At 45.3% G+C, this 23649-nt stretch carries 18 protein-coding genes and 1 rRNA gene; 6 read left to right on the forward strand and 13 right to left on the reverse strand.

What is annotated here, in order from left to right; genetic code table 11:
• Nucleotides 1-133 precede the first annotated feature (133 nt).
• Together rrf and L5M28_RS13155 are read left to right on the forward strand one after the other, a co-directional pair.
• A 5S ribosomal RNA gene (rrf, locus tag L5M28_RS13150) occupies nt 134-249 on the forward strand.
• Between the two features lie 299 nt (nt 250-548).
• Nucleotides 549-2999 (forward strand): GGDEF domain-containing phosphodiesterase, encoded by a 2451-nt coding sequence (locus tag L5M28_RS13155; RefSeq protein WP_263203540.1) that lies wholly within the window; start codon nt 549-551, stop codon nt 2997-2999.
• On the opposite strand, the gene L5M28_RS13160 is transcribed toward L5M28_RS13155, so the two are convergent.
• Nucleotides 2956-3939 (reverse strand): alpha/beta fold hydrolase, encoded by a 984-nt coding sequence (locus L5M28_RS13160; RefSeq protein WP_263203542.1) that lies wholly within the window; start codon nt 3937-3939, stop codon nt 2956-2958. The genes L5M28_RS13155 and L5M28_RS13160 overlap by 44 nt on opposite strands.
• A gap of 95 nt (nt 3940-4034) precedes the next feature.
• Complete coding sequence (locus tag L5M28_RS13165; protein ID WP_263203544.1) at nt 4035-5846, reverse strand: DUF885 domain-containing protein; 1812 nt, start codon at nt 5844-5846, stop codon at nt 4035-4037.
• A gap of 210 nt (nt 5847-6056) precedes the next feature.
• On the opposite strand from L5M28_RS13165, the gene add reads away from it, so the two are divergent.
• A complete protein-coding gene (gene add / locus L5M28_RS13170) occupies nt 6057-7052 on the forward strand; it encodes an adenosine deaminase (protein WP_263203546.1) in 996 nt (331 codons plus the stop codon).
• Between the two features lie 93 nt (nt 7053-7145).
• On the opposite strand, the gene hemN is transcribed toward add, so the two are convergent.
• From hemN to L5M28_RS13195, 5 genes are all read right to left on the reverse strand, one after another.
• Entirely contained in the window at nt 7146-8522 is a 1377-nt protein-coding gene (hemN, locus tag L5M28_RS13175; protein WP_263203548.1) for an oxygen-independent coproporphyrinogen III oxidase, read from the reverse strand.
• A gap of 261 nt (nt 8523-8783) precedes the next feature.
• Entirely contained in the window at nt 8784-9251 is a 468-nt protein-coding gene (locus L5M28_RS13180; protein ID WP_263203551.1) for a DUF2489 domain-containing protein, read from the reverse strand.
• Nucleotides 9252-9324: 73 nt separating this feature from the next.
• A complete protein-coding gene (gene yihI, locus L5M28_RS13185) occupies nt 9325-9885 on the reverse strand; it encodes a Der GTPase-activating protein YihI (RefSeq protein WP_263203553.1) in 561 nt (186 codons plus the stop codon).
• Between the two features lie 90 nt (nt 9886-9975).
• On the reverse strand, nt 9976-10614 hold the full coding sequence (locus tag L5M28_RS13190; RefSeq protein WP_105250762.1) for a class I SAM-dependent methyltransferase: 639 nt from the start codon (nt 10612-10614) through the stop codon (nt 9976-9978).
• Nucleotides 10615-11430: 816 nt separating this feature from the next.
• Nucleotides 11431-12054, reverse strand: a complete 624-nt coding sequence (locus L5M28_RS13195; protein ID WP_105250761.1) for a c-type cytochrome — start codon at nt 12052-12054, stop codon at nt 11431-11433.
• A 167-nt stretch (nt 12055-12221) separates the two neighbouring features.
• Here L5M28_RS13195 and yihA point away from each other — a divergent pair, with 167 nt between their 5' ends.
• Nucleotides 12222-12881: a ribosome biogenesis GTP-binding protein YihA/YsxC gene (gene yihA, locus L5M28_RS13200; RefSeq protein ID WP_006079362.1), complete on the forward strand. Its 660-nt coding sequence runs from the start codon at nt 12222-12224 to the stop codon at nt 12879-12881.
• A 1025-nt stretch (nt 12882-13906) separates the two neighbouring features.
• On the opposite strand, the gene polA is transcribed toward yihA, so the two are convergent.
• The gene (polA, locus tag L5M28_RS13205) at nt 13907-16675 is read right to left on the reverse strand and encodes a DNA polymerase I (RefSeq protein WP_263203555.1); all 2769 of its coding nucleotides are present in this window, start codon (nt 16673-16675) and stop codon (nt 13907-13909) included.
• Nucleotides 16676-17062: 387 nt separating this feature from the next.
• On the opposite strand from polA, the gene elbB reads away from it, so the two are divergent.
• Nucleotides 17063-17725 (forward strand): isoprenoid biosynthesis glyoxalase ElbB, encoded by a 663-nt coding sequence (elbB, locus tag L5M28_RS13210; protein ID WP_173497796.1) that lies wholly within the window; start codon nt 17063-17065, stop codon nt 17723-17725.
• A gap of 88 nt (nt 17726-17813) precedes the next feature.
• Here the strand turns inward: elbB and glpG are convergent, their stop codons facing one another.
• The 5 genes from glpG to L5M28_RS13235 form a co-directional block, all read right to left on the reverse strand.
• Nucleotides 17814-18659, reverse strand: a complete 846-nt coding sequence (glpG, locus tag L5M28_RS13215; RefSeq protein ID WP_263203558.1) for a rhomboid family intramembrane serine protease GlpG — start codon at nt 18657-18659, stop codon at nt 17814-17816.
• Nucleotides 18656-18961 carry a thiosulfate sulfurtransferase GlpE gene (glpE, locus tag L5M28_RS13220; RefSeq protein WP_259582140.1) on the reverse strand — a complete coding sequence of 102 codons (306 nt, stop codon included), beginning with the start codon at nt 18959-18961 and terminating at the stop codon, nt 18656-18658. Before glpE ends, glpG begins: the two co-directional genes overlap by 4 nt.
• 101 nt (nt 18962-19062) lie before the next feature.
• A complete protein-coding gene (gene tdh, locus L5M28_RS13225) occupies nt 19063-20088 on the reverse strand; it encodes an L-threonine 3-dehydrogenase (RefSeq protein WP_113940153.1) in 1026 nt (341 codons plus the stop codon).
• An 11-nt stretch (nt 20089-20099) separates the two neighbouring features.
• A complete protein-coding gene (locus L5M28_RS13230; RefSeq protein WP_006079371.1) occupies nt 20100-21293 on the reverse strand; it encodes a glycine C-acetyltransferase in 1194 nt (397 codons plus the stop codon).
• A gap of 287 nt (nt 21294-21580) precedes the next feature.
• Entirely contained in the window at nt 21581-22228 is a 648-nt protein-coding gene (locus L5M28_RS13235) for a TetR/AcrR family transcriptional regulator (protein WP_011845372.1), read from the reverse strand.
• Between the two features lie 142 nt (nt 22229-22370).
• Between L5M28_RS13235 and waaA the strand changes: the two genes are divergently transcribed.
• Entirely contained in the window at nt 22371-23636 is a 1266-nt protein-coding gene (gene waaA, locus L5M28_RS13240; RefSeq protein ID WP_263203561.1) for a lipid IV(A) 3-deoxy-D-manno-octulosonic acid transferase, read from the forward strand.
• The last annotated feature ends 13 nt before the right edge of the window (nt 23637-23649 follow it).

A 23649-nucleotide genomic window follows, 5' to 3' on the forward strand; every position in this document is an offset into this window, starting at 1 on the left:
CAGATGGGTTTTACAAAGAAGCCTTAGACAGAATATCGACACTTGATAAAGTTTGAACTCAAACAAAGCAAATCAGCTTTCCGAATTATTATTAACGTGAGCCAGAGATGGACACGGTAATAAACAGAATTTGCTTGGTGACAATAGCCTTGTGGAACCACCTGATCCCATCCCGAACTCAGAAGTGAAACGCAAACGCGCCGATGGTAGTGTGGGGTCTCCCCATGTGAGAGTAGGTCATCGCCAAGCGCCTAATTATCTCATTGAGATGTAATCAAGCCAGCTGAATAAGCTGGCTTTTTTGCATCTGCAATTTGTTAAATTGTCATTTAAAGATCAATGCTATCGAGTATTGCTCTATTTATTTTAGTTTTGGTTCTTCTGCTAGTTCTTTACGTTTTTTCCTTCCTTTATTTCAGACTTTTATACTCTAAGTTGATTATTTACATGAAGATCTCGCTTAGTTTGATAAGTCCTTTTGCTTAGTGGTTAGTTTCCCGTTAGCATACAAAAATATTAATTTTTTTGTTAACGGCCATCTGTTGCCTATGCTTCGTAAGCTTTCGCTCGCGGTACTGCTTCCTCTTTGTATGCTGACCCTATATTTAGTGTTGGTCATAGGCGAGTACCTGTTCGAAAGTGACCAAGTAAGGGCTGAACTTGCGCAGCGACAGTCGGCTTTGATAAAGCAACAGTTGTTCCGCATGCAGAATGTGGTTCAATCGGCGCAAGCTTTACAGGATATGGAGCGGATTGAGCAGGAAGTTTCCTTAGCTGCGCTGGATATGGGCACTATGGTGTATATCTTGGTTGATGCTGAAAGCCGTATTCGTTTTGCTAATCATACTGTGTGGCGTGATAGCAATGCGACTCAAGTCATCGATGGTTATGATGTAGATCTTCACCGCTCTGTGGTTCAAGCTTTTTTTCCGCAGATCCTCGTTAATCTCGACCGTTTAACTATTCAAGCATATTATCCCGTTCTTCCCCAGTATGGTGGGGCTGTTGATTTGATTTATCTTGAAGCCGATTTAGCCCCTTTAGTTGCCGAAGCTTCTGCTAAGTTGCAGCAACGTTTTATGCGGGTTTGGGGCCTTGGCGGATTATTGCTGATTGGCTTTACCTTTATTTTATATTTCCTGTTGATCCGCCCATTCCAAATGTTGAGCGAGGCCGCTAAACAGGTAGGGACTTCTTCTTTTTCGACATCGATCCCTTGGAGCTCATCAGAAGTTTTATCATTGCAAGAGAGCTTGCAGCTGGTACATGAACGCTTGAGCCGTGCCGTGAAACAGTTGAATGACAGCGAACTGCGCTGGCTGTTTGCGGTGGAAGGTTCGCGGAACGGTATTTGGGATTGGGATATCAGCACGGGTGAGGTTTTTCTTTCTGATCGCTGGAAAGAGATGATCGGTTATGCGCCGGATGAATTAGCGGGCGTATTCCAGACTTGGGAAACGCGGTTACATCCCGATGATAGGGATATCGTACTCGATGCGTTACAGGAATACGTTAGCGGTAAAAGTAAAGAATTTGAAAGTGTCCATCGCTTGCGACATAGAGAGGGGCATTATGTGTGGGTGCTGGATCGCGGCATGTTGGTTGATTGGGATCCTCAAGGACGTCCGACTCGGATGATCGGCATTCATATGGATGTATCTGAAAGTGCCAAGAATCATGCTGCGATTAATGAACTTGTGGATCAATCGGTTACTGGTCGCAAGATGTTACCCGATGTCTTTATGGCACGACTGTCGCAATTTTTAACCCAAGGTAATAGTTCAGGTCAATGGGGAGCATTGCTGCTCGTTGAGGTGAATAAATTAGGCTTGGTCGCTACTCTAAACTCCCACGAATTAGAGCGTTTACTCACGCAAGTGGCTGCACGTCTATCGAGTTATTTCACTGAAAATATAACCGTTGGTCGATTAGAGTCCGGTGATTTTGTTTTGCTGGCTAAAGACTTAGCGATAGATGCTTCAGTGGCTGCGCGTCGTGCTTTAGCGCTTGCGAGTGAGTTAAGGCAAGTGATTGCTCGACCATTCCATTACGGCCATCATCACTTTGAGCTTAGCGCGAATGTGGGGATTTGTTTGCTCGACAGCATAGAGACCTTAGATCCTGCTTTAGTGATGCGCCGCGCCGAGCTAGCAACCTTGAGTGCTAAGCGACCAGGGCAAGCGGGATGCGCTTTCTATCATGCTGAGATGGATTTACGTCAGAGCCGTGATGAACAGTTACAACAGGAATTACAGACGGCATTACAGCAAGATAGCATGACGTTAATGTTCCAACCTGTAATGAATGCGCACAGTGAACTGGTCTCGGCCGAAGTGCTTACACGTTGGTATCGTGCCGATGGCGAGTTTATTCCGCCTGCAGAGTTTGTAGCGTTAGCCGAACAGGGTGGAATGATTGCAGAGCTTGATCTTTGGGTCGCTAAACGTGCGTGTCAGTTTATTCAGACATCCCATACTCAAGGTCGGAGTTTACCGACTTTAACCCTTAATATCAGTGCATTCTCATTTGGTCAGGCAGATTTTGTTGATGCATTGGTTGCGTTAGTTAAGGAACATGGCATTGCGGCTCATCAACTGGGTATCGAGCTCAATGAGGCCGCATTGTTAATGCAACCACAGTTTGTGGCTGAGCGCGTGTCTAAGTTGGTCGATGCGGGGATAGGTATCGTCCTCGATCATTTCGGTTCTGGCTCGAGTGCTTTGAGTTGTTTAGCCAACCAGCCATTAGTTGCGGTTAAATTGGATATGAGTTGTATTGATTCATTAGCCACAATGCCACAAAGAGTGAAGGCGTTAATTGTCTCTGCACAGCAATTTAATTTGCATGTTGTGGCTAAAGGCGTTGAATCGCCTCAACAATATCAAGCCTTTGTTGAATTTGGCTGTGATGGTTATCAGGGCTATTTATTCAGCCGAGTACTAAATCAAGCAGACTTTATCCAGCTTGTTTGTCCTTGTCCTTTGCTGCGTAGCGTTTAAAGAAGTCGAGGGCATAATTTAAGGCTTGATTTCGGTAGGCGTCTTTTTCCATAAAAATCTCATGGGCAGCCCCCGCTATCACCTTCAATTGGCAATGAGTGCTCACCGCAAGATTCTGAGCCGCATTATCAACAATCTTATCTTCACTCGCTTGCAGTATCAGGATCGGCGTGCGAATTTGCGCTGTTGCCAGTACGCAAGTGTCTGCTGCATCTAAAGATTCTGTCAACCAACGGTTAGTTGGGGAACCGAGTTGTAACTTAGGCGCCGCATCATACAAGTCTCGATAGGCTTGGTATCTAGTTTGGCAATGGGTTAACTCATTCCCTTTGAAGGGAACCGGCTTATAGTTTTGCCCTCCAAGCACATAGTTAGGTTCGCCGCCATTGAGAGTGTTATCGAGCTTACTGGCTAACCAGCGCACGAATGCTTTTGGCATAGGTAATTTGATGCCATACATGGGCGCTGAAAATACCGCGGCGGTAAAAATATCGGGATGTTGTTTGAGATACAAAGTACCAATCGCACCACCCATTGAATGACCGAGTAGCATGAGCTGTTTGTCGTTTTGCGGTAACACTTTCTTCTGCATAAACAGTGCAAAATCATCAATATAATCATTAAATCTTCGCACATGACCCATGTGCGGATTGATTGTCATACGATCCGACAATCCTTGGCCACGGTGATCTATGGCATAAACAGAGTAACCTTGTTGGTACAAGTCGAAGACCAATTCTTGATACTTTAAATAGGACTCTACTCGGCCACTACTGAGAACGATTGCGGTATGCGCTTGGGGATGTTTGACCATCATATAGGCCAGCGTAACACCGTCGGCAGAGGCTAGCGTGTCTTGAACAACGCTTTGCCAGAAGGCTTGCTGCTCTGAGGTATTTAAATCGTGTTCAGTCGAAAATGTCGCTTTGGCTTGGCTCATACTCAGTCGCAAATCATTTGGCTTGAATGGTTTGTTAGAGTGTAACAGACAACCATGGGAGTCTGAAAATACCGACTCCCATGAATTTCATTAACTTAGCGTGTCACCTTTTTCGCTTCAATAAAATCATTGATTTGCTGTTCGAGGATCGACATAGGTACCGAGCCATTTTCGAGCACAGCATCGTGGAAGGCACGAATATCAAATTTGTCGCCGAGTTCCTGTTCTGCTTTAGCACGTAACCGCTTGATCGTTAATTCGCCAATCTTGTAGGACAAAGCTTGTCCTGGCCACGAAATATAACGGTCAATTTCGGTCGTGACATTGTGCAGTGATAGCGCGGTATTGCTGGCCATAAAATCGATGGCTTGTTGACGACTCCATCCTTGGGCATGCATGCCTGTGTCTACGACTAAACGCGCCGCCCGCCACATTTCATAGGTTAAGCGGCCAAAGTTACTGTAGGGATCTTGGTAGAAGCCAGCCTCTAAACCTAAGTATTCGCAATACAGACCCCAGCCTTCACCGAAGGCAGAGATATAGCCATAACGACGGAAGTCAGGGAGTGACGTTAGCTCAGAGTTGAGTGAAATTTGCAGATGATGACCGGGTACAGCTTCGTGCAAGGTTAAGGCTTCTAACTCGTAGAGTGGGCGCTTATCCAATGCATAAGTGTTGACCCAGTAGTAACCGGGTTCGTCATCGCTGTTCGATCCTGAATATCGGCCTGTGGTGTATTTCGGCGCAATTTCGGCGGGCACTGGCGCTATGCCATAGGGTTTACGGGGAAGTTTGCCAAAGTACTTAGGCAGCATGGCATCGGCTTTTTTGGCAATAAATGCCGCTTCTTTGAGTAACTGATCGGCACTTGTGGTGTAAAATTTGGGATCGGTCCGCAGGAAATGTAAGAAGTCGGCAAAGCTGCCTTTAAAGCCAACGGACTTGATGATTTGCTCCATCTCTTGGCGGATACGCTTAACTTCTTTTAAGCCCAGCTCATGCACTTCTGCCGACGTCATATTCAAGGTCGTATAGTAACGCACCCGATTCTCATAAAACTCTGCGCCGTTAGGTAAGCTGCTGGCCGCGATATTTTCCCGTGCATTGGGAATGTACTCTTTAGTCATAAAATCATAGAAGTTTTGATATAGCGGTAGGACTTTTTGCTCGACTAAAGCGCGACCTTCTTGGGTCAGCTGAGTTTTTTGTGCTTCAGTGAAATAGCTGGGGTATTGGGTAAAAGGTTTGAAATAACCACTCTTTTCCATAGGGACGATATAAGCACTGATACTGTCTTCAAAGCCATTGAGTGTCACTTTAGGCGGCGTTATTCCCTCGGCTAATCCTTGCTTTAGCCAGTGAGTTTGCTGGGCGAAATAGGTCGGGAGTGCATTGAGTTTGGCAATATAGTTGCGGTAATCCTCAAGGGTGTTGAATCTTCCCTGTGCGATTGAGGTGATATAAGCGTGGAAGCCGCTTTCTGCGGTAATGGGCAAGTAATAATCTTTAAAGCGATACAGGTCGACATCGTTTTGGATCTGATCTTCCAGTATTTGAGCGTTAATCTTATCTTCTTTACTCAAACTGCTGCGGTCGAGTGCTTTGAGCTGCGCTAATACTGCGATTTGACCTTGATTAAGCTTAGCGAGCGCAGCTGGCGAGAGATCCGATAGCTTTCCTGCTGCACTGGCATCGCCCATGCCATAGGCCATTTCAGGACTGGCGCTGAGCTGTAATTGCCAGCTTTGGTCGATGATCGCCTGCAGCGCGGGAGCGATTGGCTCAACTTGCGACTGTGCTGCCGATATTGTCTGTGGCGCTGCGATTTGACTATTTTTTGTGGTCTGAGTAGTACTGCAGGCGCTTAATGCGCATATCAATAAACTGGGGGTTAAGAGTTTATGCATAGTCGATCTCTGATATTTTCGTTGTTATTGAAGTCATTATGCCTGATGAATGCGGCCGTTCCTTGTATGGATATTAAGCAGAATTGTGACTGAATATGAATTTAAATGCGTTTGGCGCATAAATGCCCCCGAAAATGCGTGTTAAACTTAGTGTCCGCCCGCGACCAAATAACAAAAGCATTGGCTGGGTAGTTCAAATAGGGGTTAAATATGATTGATACATCCATTCCATTGGTGGATCTGCATCGTCACCTAGACGGTAATGTGCGGGTAAATACCATTTGGGAACTAGGACACCAACACGGCATTGCGCTACCTGCCGATTCTTTAGAGACGCTCGCACCTTTTGTGCAAATTCAGGGGAAAGAAACTAGCTTAGTCGCCTTCTTAAAGAAGCTCGATTGGATGGTTGCCGTACTTGCAGATTTGGATGCGGTTAAACGCGTCGCCTATGAAAACGTTGCCGATGCGGCGTTATCTGGCTTAGATTACGCTGAGTTACGTTTTAGTCCTTACTATATGGCGATGAACCATAAGTTACCGATTGAAGGCGTAGTTGAGGCGGTCGTTGATGGCGTTAAAGCGGGCTTAAAAGACTATAACGTGAAGATCAATTTGATTGGCATTATGTCACGTTCATTTGGTCAAGCTGCTTGTACTCAAGAACTTGAAGGCTTACTCGCCCATAAACAACATCTCGTGGCTATGGACTTAGCCGGTGATGAATTAGGCTTCCCTGGCGAGTTATTTAACGATCACTTTAAACGTGTTCGTGATGCTGGCCTTGCGATTACGGCTCACGCCGGTGAAGCTGCGGGTTCACAAAGTATGTGGCAAGCGATTCAAGAACTTGGCGCAACTCGAATTGGTCATGGGGTGAACGCGATTCACGATCCTAAGCTGATGGAATATCTTGCTAAGCACCGTATTGGCATCGAATCTTGCCCAACCAGTAACTTGCATACTTCTACTGTGGCTTCTTACGCTGAGCATCCATTCAGAACCTTTATGGATGCAGGCGTGTTGATAAGCCTAAATACCGATGATCCCGGTGTGAGCGCTATCGATATTAAGCATGAGTATCGTATCGCCAAATCTGAACTCAAGTTAACCGATGCTGAGTTAGCGCAGGTGCAACGCAACGGCGTTGAAATGGCGTTTTTATCCGACAGTGATCGCAAAGCACTGTATGCCGCTAAGGTATAAGCTCTGAGTCGTTACTAAAAATTGCCATCAATAAAAAATCCGACTCTAGAGTCGGATTTTTTATGAGCGTTTGCGAGTGCAGCAATAAGCGTTTTAGATCACGCGTGAGAACTGTTGCTGACGCGCTTTTTGACGATAGTAAAGATCGAAGCACATACAGATATTGCGGATCAATAAACGGCCAGTAGGGCTGATAGTGATCTGTCTGTCGACGATTTCAACTAACTTGTCATCGATAAATGTCTGCATTAACTTAAGATCTTCCGCGAAATAGGTTTCGAAGTTAATCCCCAGTTTCTCATCAATTTTCGCCATATCCAGTTCGAAGTGGCAAATCAGCTGTTTAATCACTACGCGGCGGATTTCATCGTCACGGTTTAGGCTGCAACCTTTCCACAAAGCATGGCCTTCCTTATCTATGGCCTCATAGTAAGGGCGGATATCTTTCTGGTTTTGCGCATAGCAGTCGCCAATCTGACTGATAGACGATACGCCAAGACCTAACAAATCGCATTCTTCTTGGGTGGTATAACCTTGGAAGTTGCGGTGCAGTCTGCCTTCGCGCTGCAACTTGGCTAACTCGTCATCGGGTTTAGCAAAGTGGTCCATGCCGATATATTGGTAACCAGCGCCAGTTAAGGTCTCGATAGTTTGGTGCAGCATTTCGAGTTTTTGTTTTGGCGAAGGTAAATGCTCGTCTTTGATCTTACGTTGAGCGGCAAAGCGCGCAGGTAAGTGAGCATAGTTAAATACCGACAGACGGTCAGGCGATAAATCTAAAACGCGCTGCATAGTGACGGCAAAGGTTTCTGGCGTTTGGTGTGGCAAACCATAGATTAAATCTATGTTGGTTGACACAAAACCCATGGCTTTCGCTTTAGCCATTAAGTCGAAGATAAATTGCTCATCTTGTTCGCGATTAACGGCAATTTGCACTTCTTTATTGAAATCTTGCACACCGATGGATATCCGGTTAAAGCCCGCTTCTTTCAACGTGTCGAGCATTGACAGCTCAATCTCGCGAGGATCGACTTCAATCGAGTACTCGCCTTCATCTGCAAAATTAAAGTTGGCTTTAATCAATGACGTCAGCTTTAGTATTTGCTCTGGATTTAAGAACGTGGGTGTACCGCCGCCCCAATGCATTTGGGTCACACTGTAATGTTTGAACAGGGGCGCACGTTTAATAATTTCTTGGCTTAAATATTCAATGTACTGATCGGCTTTGTGTTGGTGGCGGGTGATGACTTTATTACAGCCGCAGTAATAACAAAGCTTGGCGCAGAACGGGATATGAATATACAGCGACAGTTTATCGCTTTTGCTATTTTCAATGGCCGTCAGCAGATTTTGTTCGGTGAATGTATCATCGAACTCTAATGCCGTTGGGTAAGAGGTATAACGGGGACCGCTGTAGTTATATTTTTCGATCATCGACTGATCCCAGCTAATCTGAGTGGGCTGCTTCAAGGCGTGTCCTCCGTGGGTAAATTAGCAACAAGCGAAGTATGCAAGGTTCTTAAGTAAATAACCTTGATCTAGGTTGTAAAAATGACGTCTGTCTTTTTAGAAGTTACGCAATATCTATCAAAAAAGTACGCTTGTCTGTCGATATTTGGCGGTTTTGTGCGCAGGCTCACGGGAGTAAGGAGGGTAAAATTGGTGCGGGTTTTATCGAGATGACCTCAAAACCACAATATAAGTGGTCTTGAGGTATAACAATGAGCGGGTTTAATGCATCGCTTTGGCTTGGTAATCCGCCAGCTTTTTCGCATCATCACTAATGCCTTGCTCTAATGCCGCTTCGGACTTCATTCTGATCAAGTCTAACTTCATCCTTTCTTGCTTAGGCAAGGCTTGGCGAGCATCCATGATGGGATGATCTTTAATTAGCTCAAAGTGTTTGAATAATGAAGGGTAATCAGGAGCCACACGCTCACTTAATGACAGGATTTCAAATAATCGCCCAATCCTGACCACGCCTTCAGAGATCTCACAGCGGTCTTCAATCATAGCGGTGGCGATATAGCGGATATCATCTAAAACTTGGGCACGTTTTGCGTTCGCAGTCACTTCACGCTCTGCTTGTTCAGCCTGCTGACGCTTTTTTTGCTGCTTGAGTTTTAGGATTAAGAAGGTGGCGTAGCTACTTAGCGCTACTATGATGATAAAACCGAGAATAATGATAGTCGTAGACACAAAGACTCCTTATATGAATGGCATAAGGAGCCACAGCTAAAAACTGAGTTCCCTATGCCTTAGCACTGAGAGGTTAGAACTTGTCTTGATAATCTTTTAGTAAGTCAGCGCCTGATTCGAATTTGTCGAACAACTCATCGTCAGATAAAGACTTAGCTGGTGATGAAGGTGCATCATCATCCATATTGTCGCTAATGCCCAGTTTAATCATCAGAGCTTCAATTTTATTTAGCTGTTGATCTAACCACTTTTGGTCAACCTCGTTGAGGTCGCGGCCTTCTTCAAGCATATCTAACAGCTGATTTAGTCTTGGATCTTCTTCCAATTTCAGCAGTTTTTGCTCGTCAGTCAGCTTAGCTTGTTTTACTTTTGGCTGAGCGGCTTTATCTGTTACCACTGCCGCAGGAATCGCTAAAGCCACAGGCTTTTTACTGCCATGACGCGGGTCTTTTTTCTTAGCGGCCTGCTGTTGCGGCGCTTGCGCTAAAATTAAGCTTTCGTTATGACGACTACCTGATTTATTGCCAGAATCTTTACGTTTGCCAGTCGCTACAGCGCGATCTTGCTTCTTCACTCTTGGCTGTAACTTAGGGCTGTTCTCGCCGCCCTTGCGTGTTTTCTTGCTACGAGACATGGTCTTCTCAATTATTTACAACGTATGGCCTTGCAGACTAAGGGTGAGCTTGTCTACAAGGTGCGAAATTAGGCCGAGTGTTATACCAGATTATGATGTTTTTTGCATCAAAACGAGGTCCTTTGCGGCAAATAATAGTTCAAAATCGCTATTGTTTGCGAGGTACTCGAAGGTTTGTCGCTGATAAAAGCTCACATGGGTGAGGTTGTTCTTATAATGCCACTTAGCAAAACCATCTAATTCAGTCAGTAATGGTGTACTTATCGCTAACCAACCACCAGAATGCAGTAGCCGAGAGAGCAAAGTCCACTCTTTTATAGGGTTTTGAAAATGCTCAAATACCCGATAACAGCAGATAAAATCATACTCTAGCTTTAACACGTCATGATTAGGGGCAAAAAAGGGATCATATTGATTTAACTTGTGGCCCGCATTTTCTATGGTCGTCAGGCTCTCATCATCGAGTATGCGGCCAAAATTCAATCCTAATAAACTGCCCGCTTGTTGCTGCTCTAATTGCGCTAACAGCGGCAAAATAAATTGCGATAACTGTTTTTGCTTCGACGCTATGCGTGAACGACCGTATCTTTGCTTCTCTGCCGCGGGGGGTAAATGGCTATTCGCATCCGCAAAGGTTAACTCACATGTCTTGCAAACATAAAAACTCCGCTTTTTATCTTGATGAAGGAGTCGTGTCTGACTGTTATGACAAAGAGGGCATCTGGGCATTGAGTCTGCTGAAGTGGTTATTAAGGCTTTGATTGTACCAATTATATTGGTTGAGTGCACATTTTAGACACTAATGGGGTGTTATAAAAGAAAAAAGGCGGCAGTTAAACTGCCGCCTTACAAAGGGTGCTTTAGCACCTTATCCTGATTCCAAGTATCCATACTTGCTATGCGACTTTCCCGGTCGGTATCCTTCTTTTTTTTACTGCTTTCCCTGCATTATTTTTGTTAATGGTCTTCCAGACACTTTATTTTTTTCTGTCGCCATCCTGACTACAGTTTCCGTAGATGGTCTCGCGACACATCTTTTAAAGCATCGTCATCATTGACGTCGAGTTAACCATCCATGTTACTTAAGTACCTTCCTGTGATAACAAGCATCCAGCCAGTGCATCCTAAGCTTATCGCTTCCTTTGCTACAGTTTACATCATGTAAACTATGTCCTGATGGGGCAAGTTACCCTGAGTGTAAGGTGTTTTGCTAGAAGCAAATTGGCGTTATCGGCCATCCCTTACAAAATTGTGCTGACCTGGATTTCAAGTGGAAATCACGACTCTTGTTATTATTAGAGAGTGGTCTTAAGTATATTATTGTTATTGAGTATCTTTATTCTTATATCTTGAACGTTAATTATACCGAAACCTGTAAGTTATTATTAATCTTTTTGTACAAACAGATGGGTTTATCTCGGTACGGGGCTTATTAAACCGAAATCTGTGATCTATGTCAAGCACGAATCTTTGCAGTTTACGTCCACGTCAACTTTGTGGTGTAAAAAAAGGGTGACAATACACCCTTCTTTTCACTCGCGAAGATTACTTCAGGCTAGAAAGATACTTTGATAGCGCGTCGATATCGCTATCATTTAGTTTTTTAGCCACATCTTGCATCATGCCATTCAAGTCATTATGGCGGCCAGCTTCACGGAATTTTGTCAGCTGGATCTTGATGTAGTTTGCGTGTTGGCCTGCCAACGTTGGAAAACCTGCAAGCTCAGCGCCTTTACCATCTGGGCCATGACATGCCATACAAGCGGTAATGCCACGAGAAACATCACCACCCTTGTAAAGTTTAGCACCTAACTCAGGAACATCTTTTGCTTCAGCCACTTGGATTGCTTGGCTAGAAAAATATGCGCTAATGTCGAGAATATCCTGATCGCTTAGAGGCATTGCCATGCCACTCATGATAGGATCCATACGACCATCTTTACCGCCAGTTTGTGCTGCGCTACGGAAATCATGTAGTTGCTTTTGGAGGTAAGTGGCGTGTTGGCCCGCAATTTTGGGGTACATATCGATCATACTGTTACCGTCCATACCGTGACAGGCCGAACAGACAATGATTTTCGTTTTTCCCGCTTCAGCATTACCTTCAGCAATCGCAGGTGAAGATATGGCGGCAATTACAACAGACAGCGCAAGAGCTAGCTTTTTCATGGCGTTCCAACTTCTGGTTAAATTATTATCCTGAGCTTACTAGGGTGACCCGCAAGCGTGGTAAAATATGATTAATGTGATCGGAGTAATATTTTACACGAAAACGTGGGAAAGTAAGTAATTCTTCATAAATTATGGTATTGCGTAGAAAAATTTCGGAGTAAATAGTGACTGAATCTCGTATAGATTTTCGTAGGGCAAAGTTTTTAATCAGTGCACCTGACATTGCACATTTGGATCAATATCTGCCCGGCGATGTTGGAGTTGAGATTGCATTTGCTGGCCGCTCTAATGCTGGAAAGTCTAGTGCACTCAATGCATTAACTGAGCAAAAAAGTTTAGCCAGAACCAGTAAAACACCGGGCCGTACTCAACTAATTAACGTATTTGAGTTAGATGCTCAGCGTCGTTTAGTTGACTTACCTGGCTATGGCTTTGCACAAGTCCCACTTGCGTTGAAAAATAAATGGCAGCAAGCATTAGGTGAATATTTGCAAAAACGCGCTTGTTTAAGTGGCGTGGTTGTCTTGATGGATATTCGTCATCCACTAAAAGATCTCGATATGCAGATGATTGAATGGGCAGTTGCTAGTGAAATTCCTGTATTAGCTTTGCTAACGAAATCAGACAAATTAGCCCAAAGTGCTAAGATGAAAACCGTAAATGAAGTGCGTCTCGCACTAAGTGAGTTTGGCGACTGGGTGCAAGTTGAACCCTTCTCATCACTCAAAGGAACTGGTAAGCCTAAAGTGTTGGCAATTCTTAATGAATGGTGTCATCCACAGTGGCTGACGGATGAGTTAGATGCAGCGAATAACGCTGAATAATATCGCCTGTTTTGGTGTACATGGTAGAATTTGACTGTGTATACCTCCTCTTTGTTTTTACTGCAATTTTTTCTCTTTTGTTCAGTCTCATTCCCATCGGTTCTTCGTTAATTCCAGGCAAAAAAAAATAGCCGATGATATCATCATCGGCCAAAAATATTAGCTCTTTTGGGGAGAAGCTAAATTCAACAAGACTCAAGCACCATCAAATTAGCTTCAATGGTTCTCAATGAAACTAGCATACAGCCAATTCATTCCTTATTAAAGTAAATACTCTAAAATTTACTTAAAGTCTGAAAAAAGAGCAAAAAAAAAGCCTCAGCAAACAAGTTGCTGAGGCGCCAGAATTTGGCTCATCACTATAAGTGAAATAAAGGTCTGAAAGATAGAACATCTTAACCTCTGTACCCTACGCAGAGAATATTACTCTATTTATCTTTAAATGGAAAACAGTTTTTTCAAAAAAGAGGTAATTATGTGCACTTGATCTCAGGTTGTGAGTGAAAAAGCATCTCAAATTGATCCTAAAATTTCATTGAAAATGATTAATTGGCTGATTTATAGATGAAACTCGAAATTTATATACAAAAGTGATCAATACTTGAGATTTGATTTTTTACTCTAATCCTGACCTAAGATTTTGGTGTACGCGTGAGAGAACAACCGTTATGGCACTCTTGAGCATATATGGCTGACTTGAATGCAGTTTCAATTCGAGTAAATCACACCCTTTAATATCCATCTGCTGTGGCAGTGTATCGATGAACTCTACTGCCAAATGTATCAGGTAAAGATTGTTTGGCTGTGAGTGAATCATTTTCTGCCGATGAAGTTTGTCTAACTTAACGAGCTAATTTGTATTGTGAAAGGGTTATTTATGCTGAGTGATGAAAAGGACTCTGTATTGATGTGCTTAGAGGCGATTAAGACGGGAGAGAGCTAATCTGAGCTCAAAATATTGAAGTTAGATTAGCTTTATTTGCAGTTAAATCATATTGATAGTGTTCTTCTGGATATTACTGAGATTAATGGGCTTCATCCCAGTTATCACCAATGCCTGCTTCGGCAAGCAGTTCAACATCGAGATTAGCTGCTTGCGCCATCAAGGTGCAGATTGTCTTTTTAAGTGCCTCTGCTTTATCCGCATCGACTTCAAACACTAATTCATCGTGAACCTGCATGATCATAGTGATTTCGCCTTGGGTTTCTGTTTTGATCCACTGGGCAATATTGATCATGGCCTTTTTGATGATGTCGGCAGCCGTACCTTGCATTGGCGCGTTAATCGCAGCACGTTCAGCACCTTGGCGGCGCATCGCATTACGATCACGAATTTCGGGCAAGTAGAGGCGACGACCAAACAGAGTTGACACATAACCTAAGTCAGCAGCACCCGCCCGCGTTTCTTCCATATAACGTAATACGCCAGGATAACGGGCAAAGTAGGTATCGATATAGGTTTGTGCTTCATGGCGTGGGATATCAAGCTGACGCGCCAAACCAAAGGCTGACATGCCATAAATTAAGCCGAAGTTAACCGCTTTGGCACGGCGGCGTTGTTCTGTGGTGACTTCATCAAAGTCGGTACCAAATACTTCTGCAGCAGTGGCTCTATGAATGTCTTTGCCCTCGGCGAAGGCTTTGAGTAAGCCTGCATCTTGAGATAAATGGGCCATGATCCGTAGTTCGATTTGCGAGTAGTCGGCTGCCAAAATTTTACGGCCTGCTGGGGCGATAAAGGCTTGGCGAATTCGGCGACCTTCTTCGGTGCGGATCGGAATATTCTGCAGGTTAGGTTCGCTTGACGATAAGCGACCAGTTGCCGCATTAGCTTGATGATAGCTAGTGTGTACGCGCCCCGTTTTGGCGTTGACCATCAGTGGCAGCTTATCGGTGTAAGTGCTCTTTAACTTAGATAGACTTCGATGCTCGAGGATCACCTTTGGCAGTGGGAAATCTAAGGCTAATTCGACTAATACTTCTTCCGCGGTCGATGGCGCACCCTTTGGGGTCTTTTTGGTGATCGGATAACCTAGCTTTTCATAAAACAATACTTGCAGCTGCTTAGGTGAACCAAGATTGAATTTTTCACCAGCAATGTCGTAGGCTTTTTCTTCTAAGGTATCGATTTTACGCGCCAGTTCATCGCTCTGTTGGCCGAGTAACATACTGTCGATTAAGACCCCTTGACGTTCAATGTCCGACAACACTTGGATTAGCGGTAATTCGACTTTGGTAAACATGGCGGCAAGTTCGGCTTCTTTCTCGAGTCTTGGCCATAAATGTTGGTGTAAACGCAGTGTGATGTCAGCATCTTCTGCTGCATAAGGTGCAGCCGTCTCTAGCGGGATTTGGTTGAAGGTCAGTTGTTTTGCACCTTTGCCAGCAATTTCTTCAAAACTGATATTTTTATGGCCTAAATACTTGAGTGCTAAACCATCCATATCATGGCGCGAAGCCACTGAGTTGAAAACATAGGATTCGAGCATAGTGTCGAAAGCGACGCCCTGTAGTTTGATCCCTGCATTGGCTAAGATACTGATGTCGTACTTAAGATTTTGACCGACTTTCTTAAGTTTTGGATCCTCAAGCAGCGGACGCAGTTTTTCTAACGCGACCGTTTTATCGATTTGAGTCGGTGCACCAACGTAATCGTGGGTCAAAGGAAGATAAGCGGCTTTTCCTGTCTCAACGGCGAAGGAAATCCCGACTAATTCGGCCACCATGTAATCTAAGCTGGTGGTCTCAGTATCTACTGCCATTAAGTCGGCTTGTTTAAGCTTAGCAATCCAAGTGTCTAATTCGGCTTCGGTGAGAATGCAGTCGTACTGTGTTTCAATCGCTTCGACTGGAGATGAGTATTCTTGTGTTTCTGTGGATGCCGCATCAATTGAGGTATTTGCCGTCATTTTATTATCTAAGACTTCAGCTAACCAACGTTTAAACTCCATCTCGCCGTAGCATTTGATCAGTTCATCTTTGTCTGCTGGCATGAGAGTGAGTTCGTGCCAATCTTGCTCAAGTTCGACATCGGTTTTGATGGTGGCGAGTTCGTAAGAAAGCTTGAGCATGTCGGCATTTTCAATGATTTTTGCCGCCATGGTTTTAGAACCTCTAAAGCCGAGCTCGGCGACTTTTTCGGGTTCCGCTAATAAGTTACTCACACTGCCGGCTCCCGTGAGCATAGCGAGCGCCGTTTTCTCTCCCACGCCGGGTAAGCCTGGAATATTGTCAGCCTTGTCGCCCATCAGTGCGAGTAAATCTATGATACGGTCTGGACCGACACCAAATTTGGTGACGACTTCTTCTGGGCCCATTATGGTGTCTGTCATGGTGTTGATGAGCGTAACGTTCTCATCCACTAACTGGGCCATGTCTTTATCGCCTGTGCTGATAAGCACGGCACGGTTTTCTAAGCTGGCTTGGCGGGCAATAGTTCCAATCACGTCATCGGCTTCGACGCCGGAAATTGAAATCAGTGGTAAACCCAGTGCGCGAATAATGCGATGCAAGGGTTCGATTTGCGAACGTAGATCATCAGGCATAGGTGGGCGCTGTGCTTTGTATTCGCTGTACATGTCATTGCGGAAGGTTTTTCCCTTGGCATCGAACACGACTGCTATATGGCTTGGCTGATAACGGGTCAACAAGCTGCGTAACATATTCACTACGCCATAAACGGCACCCGTTGCTTCGCCCTTTGAGTTTGTTAGGTGAGGAGGCGCATAATAAGCGCGATACAAATAAGAAGATCCATCCACAAGCACAAGTGGGTTTTTAGCGACGGTTGGCATAGGTATTTTTCGTTTATCGATGACTTAGATGGCGCTAAGCATGCCACAGAAGCACTATTTCAGCCATGGCAAAATGACTCTCAGCCTGTGGATAAGTCTGTGAGTGAAAAAGTCAACTGAGAATAATGGCGATGATTACGGCTTAGTGCGATTTTTTTAAGTTGTTGTTTTTTATGTTTATAAAAGATTTGTGTGAGTTCAATACTGTTTCTTAAAAAATCTTCCCAATTTGTGGATTTTTTATTGACTCCGTAAAATACATCTAAGGATTGGCTTAATTTTCGGCACTCGTCAGATTCGACGAATTAAGTTAGCACGATTTTTAATCAGATCAACTAGTTTGTTTATGGTTTGTTAAAACTTAATGACATAAGAAGGATATTTTTAATGAAAAAAGTCGCAGTGTTACTGAGTGGATGTGGTGTTTTCGATGGAACTGAGATACATGAATCGGTTTTAACGCTTTTATGCTTATCCCGATCAGGGGCTCACTACCAGTGTTTTGCACCAGATATCAAACAGATGCATGTGGTAGATCATCTCACTGGTGAGGTCGATGCTGCTGCAAGTCGTAACGTGCTGGTGGAGTCGGCACGTATCGCCCGTGGCGAAGTCAAAGCGACCACAGAATTAGATATCGCCGAATTTGATGCCTTGATCATTCCCGGTGGCTTTGGTGCGGCGAAAAATCTGTGTAACTTTGCGACGAATGGCAGTGAGTGTGAATTGGAACCGCTGGTGACTGATTTTATCAATGAGTTCATTCTGGCGAAAAAGCCCGTTGGTTTTATCTGTATTGCTCCTATGATGATCCCGCGTTTATATCCCCAGGGAGTAAAAGGCACTATCGGTAATGATAGCGATACTGTTGCAGCGTTTAATTTGATGGGCGGTGAGCATCAGGTTGCGACAGTACATGAGATAGTCGTGGATGAAGCGAATCGCATTGTCAGCACTCCCGCTTATATGTTGGCTGGTAATATTGCTGAAGCGCATTCAGGCATCGAGAAGCTAGTCGTTAAGCTACTAGAAATGACTGATCTGAGTTAGTTTGAGCGGTTTGCAGAGGGGTGAAGCGAGTTATTGAACCAAGATAAATTTTAGGATTTATCTTGGTTCACTATATTAGATTGAGTTATTAGATTGAGCTCGAGGATTTGCGGCTATCAAATAAACCTTGGGCTAAACCTATGAGTAAGCCGCCAATGTGGGCGCCGTTAGCAACCGAAACCCCTAGAATATCCGTGAATCCCAATGCCAACCAAATCATCATAAAGGCCATATATGATGGTGGAAAGTCTATTCCAGCAGCAGGTTTACGTATCCCCATGACCCAAGTGTAACCCACCACGGCATACACAACGCCGGATAGCCCGCCGAAGTTAGGTCCACCGACATAATATTGGATGACGTTTGGCAGTGTGCCCGCCACAAACAGCAAGATTAGCAATGGCGCTGTGCCGATACGGGTTTCGATTTTACCGCCTAAATACCACCACCAGAGCAAGTTAAAGATGACGTGCATGGCTGAAAAATGCAGCAGGCTCGGAGTGAAAACGCGCCAGAATTGACTGAACTCTGAATTTGGTACCGCGCCAAAATAGGACAGTGCTGCGTAGGTTTGGTTGGCGAACCCTAAGTTCATCGCCGCAAAAATGAGTACGCAAACCGCAAAAACGATCAACGTGACTGGGCCTGCGCCGGTAATGAATTGGGTAAACAACTGTAGCGAAGGGGCACCGTAATCTATCTTAGTTTGGGTATCGCCGTGTTCCCACGAGGCTTGCAGATATTTACTGTCGTAGGGATGAGCCATGAAATGGGCAAACTCTTTGCGCGCTTGCTCCAGATCTTTGTCATGGATGACGAGAATGGCGACACCTTGCTCCAGCGGCTCAATTTGGCAGTCAATGTGCTCACCTTTGAGGTAATCGACAAATGCCTGCGCGGCTCTACTGTTGGGGAGTCGGCCAATTTCTATCATGCATTTGCCTCATGCCAGGCGCTATAGCCGCCGTCTAGACTGTAAACGTCATCAAACCCTTGCTCGCATAAATATTGCGCCGCATTTTGGCTGCTCATGCCGTGGTAACAAACCACCACTAGCGGGCTGTCCATATCGGCTTGGCTAATAAATTGCGCCAGGTTTTCGTTATTCAGGTTAGTTGCACCTGCAATATGGCCGTTGGTGAAGCTATTGCCATCGCGGATATCGACGATTTGCACTGGCTGTGCTTCGGTCATTTGTAGGAATTGATTAACGCTTAAGTGTTTAAAGGAAGACATAATAAAACCTGACAAAGCTAAGAGATGGAAATCAAGATGGGATAAGTGTGCAACAAGGGGCTGCGAGTGTACAGCCCCTATCGAGGTTATGCTCTGGTGGATTAATCCCAGCTGAGGATCACTTTACCCGATTGGCCCGAGCCCATGGCGTCGAAACCTTGTTGGAAATCATCAATCTTGAAGTGGTGAGTGATGATAGGTGAAATATCTAAGCCTGATTGGATAAGACTGGCCATCTTGTACCAAGTTTCGAACATTTCACGGCCGTAGATGCCTTTAATGACCAAACCTTTGAAGATCACTTTGCTCCAGTCGATGGCCATTTCACCACTTGGAATACCGAGCATAGCGACTTTGCCGCCGTGGTTCATGGTATCTAACATGGCGTGGAAGGCCGATGGTACGCCAGACATTTCTAAGCCGACGTCGAAACCTTCGGTCATGCCCAGTTCTTTCATCACGTCTTTCAGGCTTTCTTTAGACACGTTGACTGCGCGAGTTGCACCCATTTTACGGGCCAGCTCTAAGCGGTATTCGTTAACGTCTGTGATCACCACATGGCGCGCACCTACATGACGACACACTGCCGCAGCCATTATGCCGATGGGACCTGCGCCTGTGATCAACACGTCTTCACCGACTAAATCGAAGGATAATGCTGTGTGCACAGCGTTACCAAACGGGTCGAAGATTGACGCTAAATCATCGCTGATGTCATCAGGGATTTTAAAGGCGTTAAAGGCGGGAATCACTAAGTATTCCGCGAATGAACCTTCACGGTTTACACCGACACCAGAGGTGTTGCGGCATAAATGGGTGCGGCCAGCGCGACAGTTACGGCAGTGGCCGCAGGTAATATGACCTTCGCCAGATACGCGGTCACCAATCTTAAAACCACGCACTTCTTGTCCGATATCAACCACTTCGCCTACATATTCATGGCCAACAACCATAGGAACGGGAATGGTTTTTTGTGACCACTCGTCCCAGTTGTAGATGTGCATGTCGGTGCCACAAATCGCCGTTTTTTTAATTTTGATCAGCAGATCGTTGTGGCCCATTACTGGCTTAGGCGCATCGACTAACCAAATACCTTTTTCGGCTTTTAACTTGCTTAGTGCTTTCATTGTCTTGAGTCCTAAATAATGCCCATTTCTTTGGCAATACGTGTAAAGGCGGTGATCGCTTTGTCGAGTTGCTCACGGGTATGTGCCGCTGACATTTGCGTACGGATACGGGCTTGTCCCTTAGGAACCACAGGGAACGAGAAGCCAATAACATAAATATGTTCTGCTAATAAGCGGTTAGCAAAGTCGCCCGCCAGTTTCGCATCGCCAATCATCACAGGGATAATCGCGTGGTCGGCGCCGCCTAAGGTAAAGCCAGCTGCTGACATTTGCTCACGGAAATAACGGCTGTTTTCCCATACGGCTTCGCGCAGGGCTTGGCCTGATTTGAGCATTTCTAACACATGGATAGATGCAGTCACGATTGACGGCGCTAATGAGTTAGAGAACAGGTAAGGACGTGAACGCTGGCGTAACCAGTCGATGACTTCTTTTTTACCCGAAGTGAAACCGCCCGATGCGCCGCCTAAGGCTTTGCCTAAGGTGCCTGTGATGATGTCGACTCTGTCCATCACATTGCAATATTCGTGGGTGCCACGACCATTTGCGCCAATAAAGCCTACCGCGTGAGAGTCATCGACCATCACCAGTGCGCCGTATTTATCGGCTAAATCACATACGCCTTGCAGATTAGCAATCACGCCGTCCATGGAGAATACGCCGTCGGTGGCGATCAAGATGTTACGGGCGCCTGCTTCTTTAGCGGCGATCAGCTGAGTTTCTAAATCGGCCATGTCGTTGTTGGCATAACGGAAACGCTTGGCTTTACATAAACGTACACCGTCGATGATAGAAGCATGGTTTAACGCGTCGGAAATAATCGCGTCTTCTGCATCTAACAGGGTTTCGAACAGGCCGGCGTTTGCATCAAAACATGAAGAGTAAAGAATGGTGTCTTCAGTGCCGAGGAATTCGCTTAGGCTAGCTTCTAGCTTTTTATGGATATCTTGCGTGCCGCAAATAAAGCGCACCGACGCCATACCAAAGCCGTGGCTGTCTAAGCCCTGTTGGGCGGCTTTGATTAGCTCTGGGTGATTCGCTAAGCCTAAGTAATTATTCGCGCAAAAGTTAATAACTTCTTGCTGATTAACTTGAATGGCTGTCTGTTGCGGTGAGGCAATAACACGCTCGCTTTTATATAAGCCTTCGGCTTTGATGTCTGCAAGCTGTTGATTAATCTGTGCGTAGAATGAGGTAGAGGCCACCTGATATCTCCTTAGTTAACTTTATTCTGATTTTGGGAGTGGCGGCATTCTAACTCTAAACCTAATCGGCCTACAGCCTTTTTTTCATGCAGGTTCGCAAGATAAACTAGTTTAGGGTTAAAGTAGTTTTTACATTATAAAAACTAATGTGCAATATAAGTTTGCCACTGTTTGGCTGAGTCTTCTTTTAAGGGATGTAGAGCGAAAACCGAGCTCGCACTCAGCACTATAATTGCTTTGAGTCTAGTACCGAATGCGAGTTCCCAACAAAGGTGTTTGGGACGATGTTAGAGGGATTCTTGATTCGCTAACGCGTGATAATGCTGCTCTAGGCGAGTAAACGTCGCGACGGATGTCGGGGTTGCATAGGCTTTGAAAATCATCAGTACCCTCAATACACCTTCATAGAGCGTCGCTTTAGTGATGGTCGACGTGCTGGATTGCGTGAGTTGGTAACCGATCCAAAAGCTGACGATCATCTTGATGGTATCCGCCAGTGGCGTGATTTTGTCGCTCTCTAAGTGTAAAAAGCCATCTTGCTTAAGTTTATGCAGCACGTGGCTCGAACGCGTTAAAACTTGTTGCTGTGCATGCAAATAACGTTTTTTTAGCTCTTCATCGCGAGCGAGAATATCCGCAAGGTTGGCGTACATAAAGCGGAATTGCCACAGGGTATAGAACATCGCATCGAAGTAGCCGATTAACAGTTCTACATCCACTTGCTTATCTTCATAGGGTTGGAAACCCGATTCGAGATGATTCTCATATAAGCTGAAAATACAGCGGATAATGTCTTCTTTATTGCGAAAATGGTAATAAAGATTCCCGGGACTCATATTTAAGTGAGCGGCAATGTGATTGGTGGTGATGTTTCTTTCGCCATGCTCGTTGAACAGTTCAAGACTGGCATAGATTATTTTGTCGCGGGTTTTCATAAGTTATCCAAATTGCTAGTGAACGCCACATCATAGATAGAGTTAACCAACGACCGCCATACTGCTGGTAAATTATCCCTAATTTGGTGCATATGCTAACATTGCCGCCATTCAACAGGCAAAACTCATAAGCACGTTTTTAATGAATCGTTTTCTCTATTCCACGATCTTATATTTATTATCCCCTTTGCTAATCGTCTATTTAGCATTTCGTGCTATTAAAAGCCCTGATTACCGCGGTCGTTGGGGGGAGCGTTTTGGATTAACCCGACTAAAATCGACGGATTTACTGATCCATTCTGTGTCTATGGGGGAAACGCTCGCGGCAATCCCCTTGATCCGTTTGATTATGCAATCACACCCTGAGCTAAGCATTACGGTTACCACAACCAGTCCAACGGGATCTGCCGAAGTGCGCAAAGCCTTTGGTGACTCAGTGCAGCATTGTTATTTGCCCTTTGACTTACCTTGGTGTGTGCGGCGTTTCTTGCGCCAAGTCTCGCCCAAGTGGTGCGTGATTATGGAAACTGAGCTGTGGCCTAACTTAGTTGCTGTTGCTGCCAAACGCGGTGTGCGTTTGATGTTAGCGAATGCCCGCCTGTCGGCCAAGTCGGCGGCGCAATATGCTAAGCATCCAACACTCAATCGACCTATGTTGCAACGACTCGATGTTATTGCGGTGCAAACTCAAGTGGAAGCGCAGCGTTTTATTGAACTCGGTGTATCGCCAGACAGAGTGACAGTATGCGGTAGTTTGAAGTTTGATCTCAGTATTACGCCCGAGCGTTTAGCCAATGCCAAGCAGCTACGTCAAGCTTGGGGGCGTGAAACCTCGCCTATTTGGGTCGCAGGCAGTGTGCATCCTGGAGAATTTGACGCCATGCTTACAGCCCATAGGCAATTATTGGCTCAGTGGCCCGATGCCTTGCTGATTATTGCGCCGCGTCATCCTGAGCAGTTTTCTGCCGTTGCTGAGTTTGTTGCCAGCCAAGGTTTTGAATTTGTTCGCCGCAGCGGTAATCTTCCTGTGGCGGCAACGACTCAAGTGCTGGTAGGCGATACCATGGGTGAACTTCTGACCTTTTATGGCGCCGCGGATCAAGCTTTTGTCGGTGGTACGCTGATCACTAACGGTGGTCATAATCCCTTGGAGCCTGTTGCTATGGGCGTGCCTGTTATGGTGGGACCGAACCATTGGGATTTTGCCCAAATTACGCTGATGTTGGCGGATGCTGGTGGGTTAAAGGTTGTCGCTTCGGCGGATGAACTTGCCGCTAACTTGATTGAGTATTTTGCTAAACCTGAGTTACGCCTGCAGGCGGTGAACGCGGGATTGGCTGTGGTTGAGGCTAATCGTGGTGCCTTGCAACGACAATTTCTTTTTGCGCAATCTTTAATAACCGCTTAATTCAACGGGATAA

The sequence above is a fragment of the Shewanella sp. SW32 genome (genome assembly GCF_025653365.1).
GTDB lineage: Bacteria > Pseudomonadota > Gammaproteobacteria > Enterobacterales > Shewanellaceae > Shewanella > Shewanella oncorhynchi.

Coding starts and splice junctions, on each gene's coding strand:
- elbB (WP_173497796.1), top strand. CDS start 17,063: ATGAAAAAAGTCGCAGTGTTACTGAGTGGATGTGGTGTTTTCGATGGA.
- L5M28_RS13155 (WP_263203540.1), top strand. CDS start 549: ATGCTTCGTAAGCTTTCGCTCGCGGTACTGCTTCCTCTTTGTATGCTG.
- L5M28_RS13195 (WP_105250761.1), bottom strand. CDS start 12,054: ATGAAAAAGCTAGCTCTTGCGCTGTCTGTTGTAATTGCCGCCATATCT.
- polA (WP_263203555.1), bottom strand. CDS start 16,675: ATGCCAACCGTCGCTAAAAACCCACTTGTGCTTGTGGATGGATCTTCT.
- glpE (WP_259582140.1), bottom strand. CDS start 18,961: ATGTCTTCCTTTAAACACTTAAGCGTTAATCAATTCCTACAAATGACC.
- tdh (WP_113940153.1), bottom strand. CDS start 20,088: ATGAAAGCACTAAGCAAGTTAAAAGCCGAAAAAGGTATTTGGTTAGTC.
- L5M28_RS13160 (WP_263203542.1), bottom strand. CDS start 3,939: ATGAGCCAAGCCAAAGCGACATTTTCGACTGAACACGATTTAAATACC.
- yihI (WP_263203553.1), bottom strand. CDS start 9,885: ATGTCTCGTAGCAAGAAAACACGCAAGGGCGGCGAGAACAGCCCTAAG.
- glpG (WP_263203558.1), bottom strand. CDS start 18,659: ATGATAGAAATTGGCCGACTCCCCAACAGTAGAGCCGCGCAGGCATTT.
- L5M28_RS13190 (WP_105250762.1), bottom strand. CDS start 10,614: ATGCCCAGATGCCCTCTTTGTCATAACAGTCAGACACGACTCCTTCAT.
- waaA (WP_263203561.1), top strand. CDS start 22,371: ATGAATCGTTTTCTCTATTCCACGATCTTATATTTATTATCCCCTTTG.
- add (WP_263203546.1), top strand. CDS start 6,057: ATGATTGATACATCCATTCCATTGGTGGATCTGCATCGTCACCTAGAC.
- L5M28_RS13235 (WP_011845372.1), bottom strand. CDS start 22,228: ATGAAAACCCGCGACAAAATAATCTATGCCAGTCTTGAACTGTTCAAC.
- L5M28_RS13165 (WP_263203544.1), bottom strand. CDS start 5,846: ATGCATAAACTCTTAACCCCCAGTTTATTGATATGCGCATTAAGCGCC.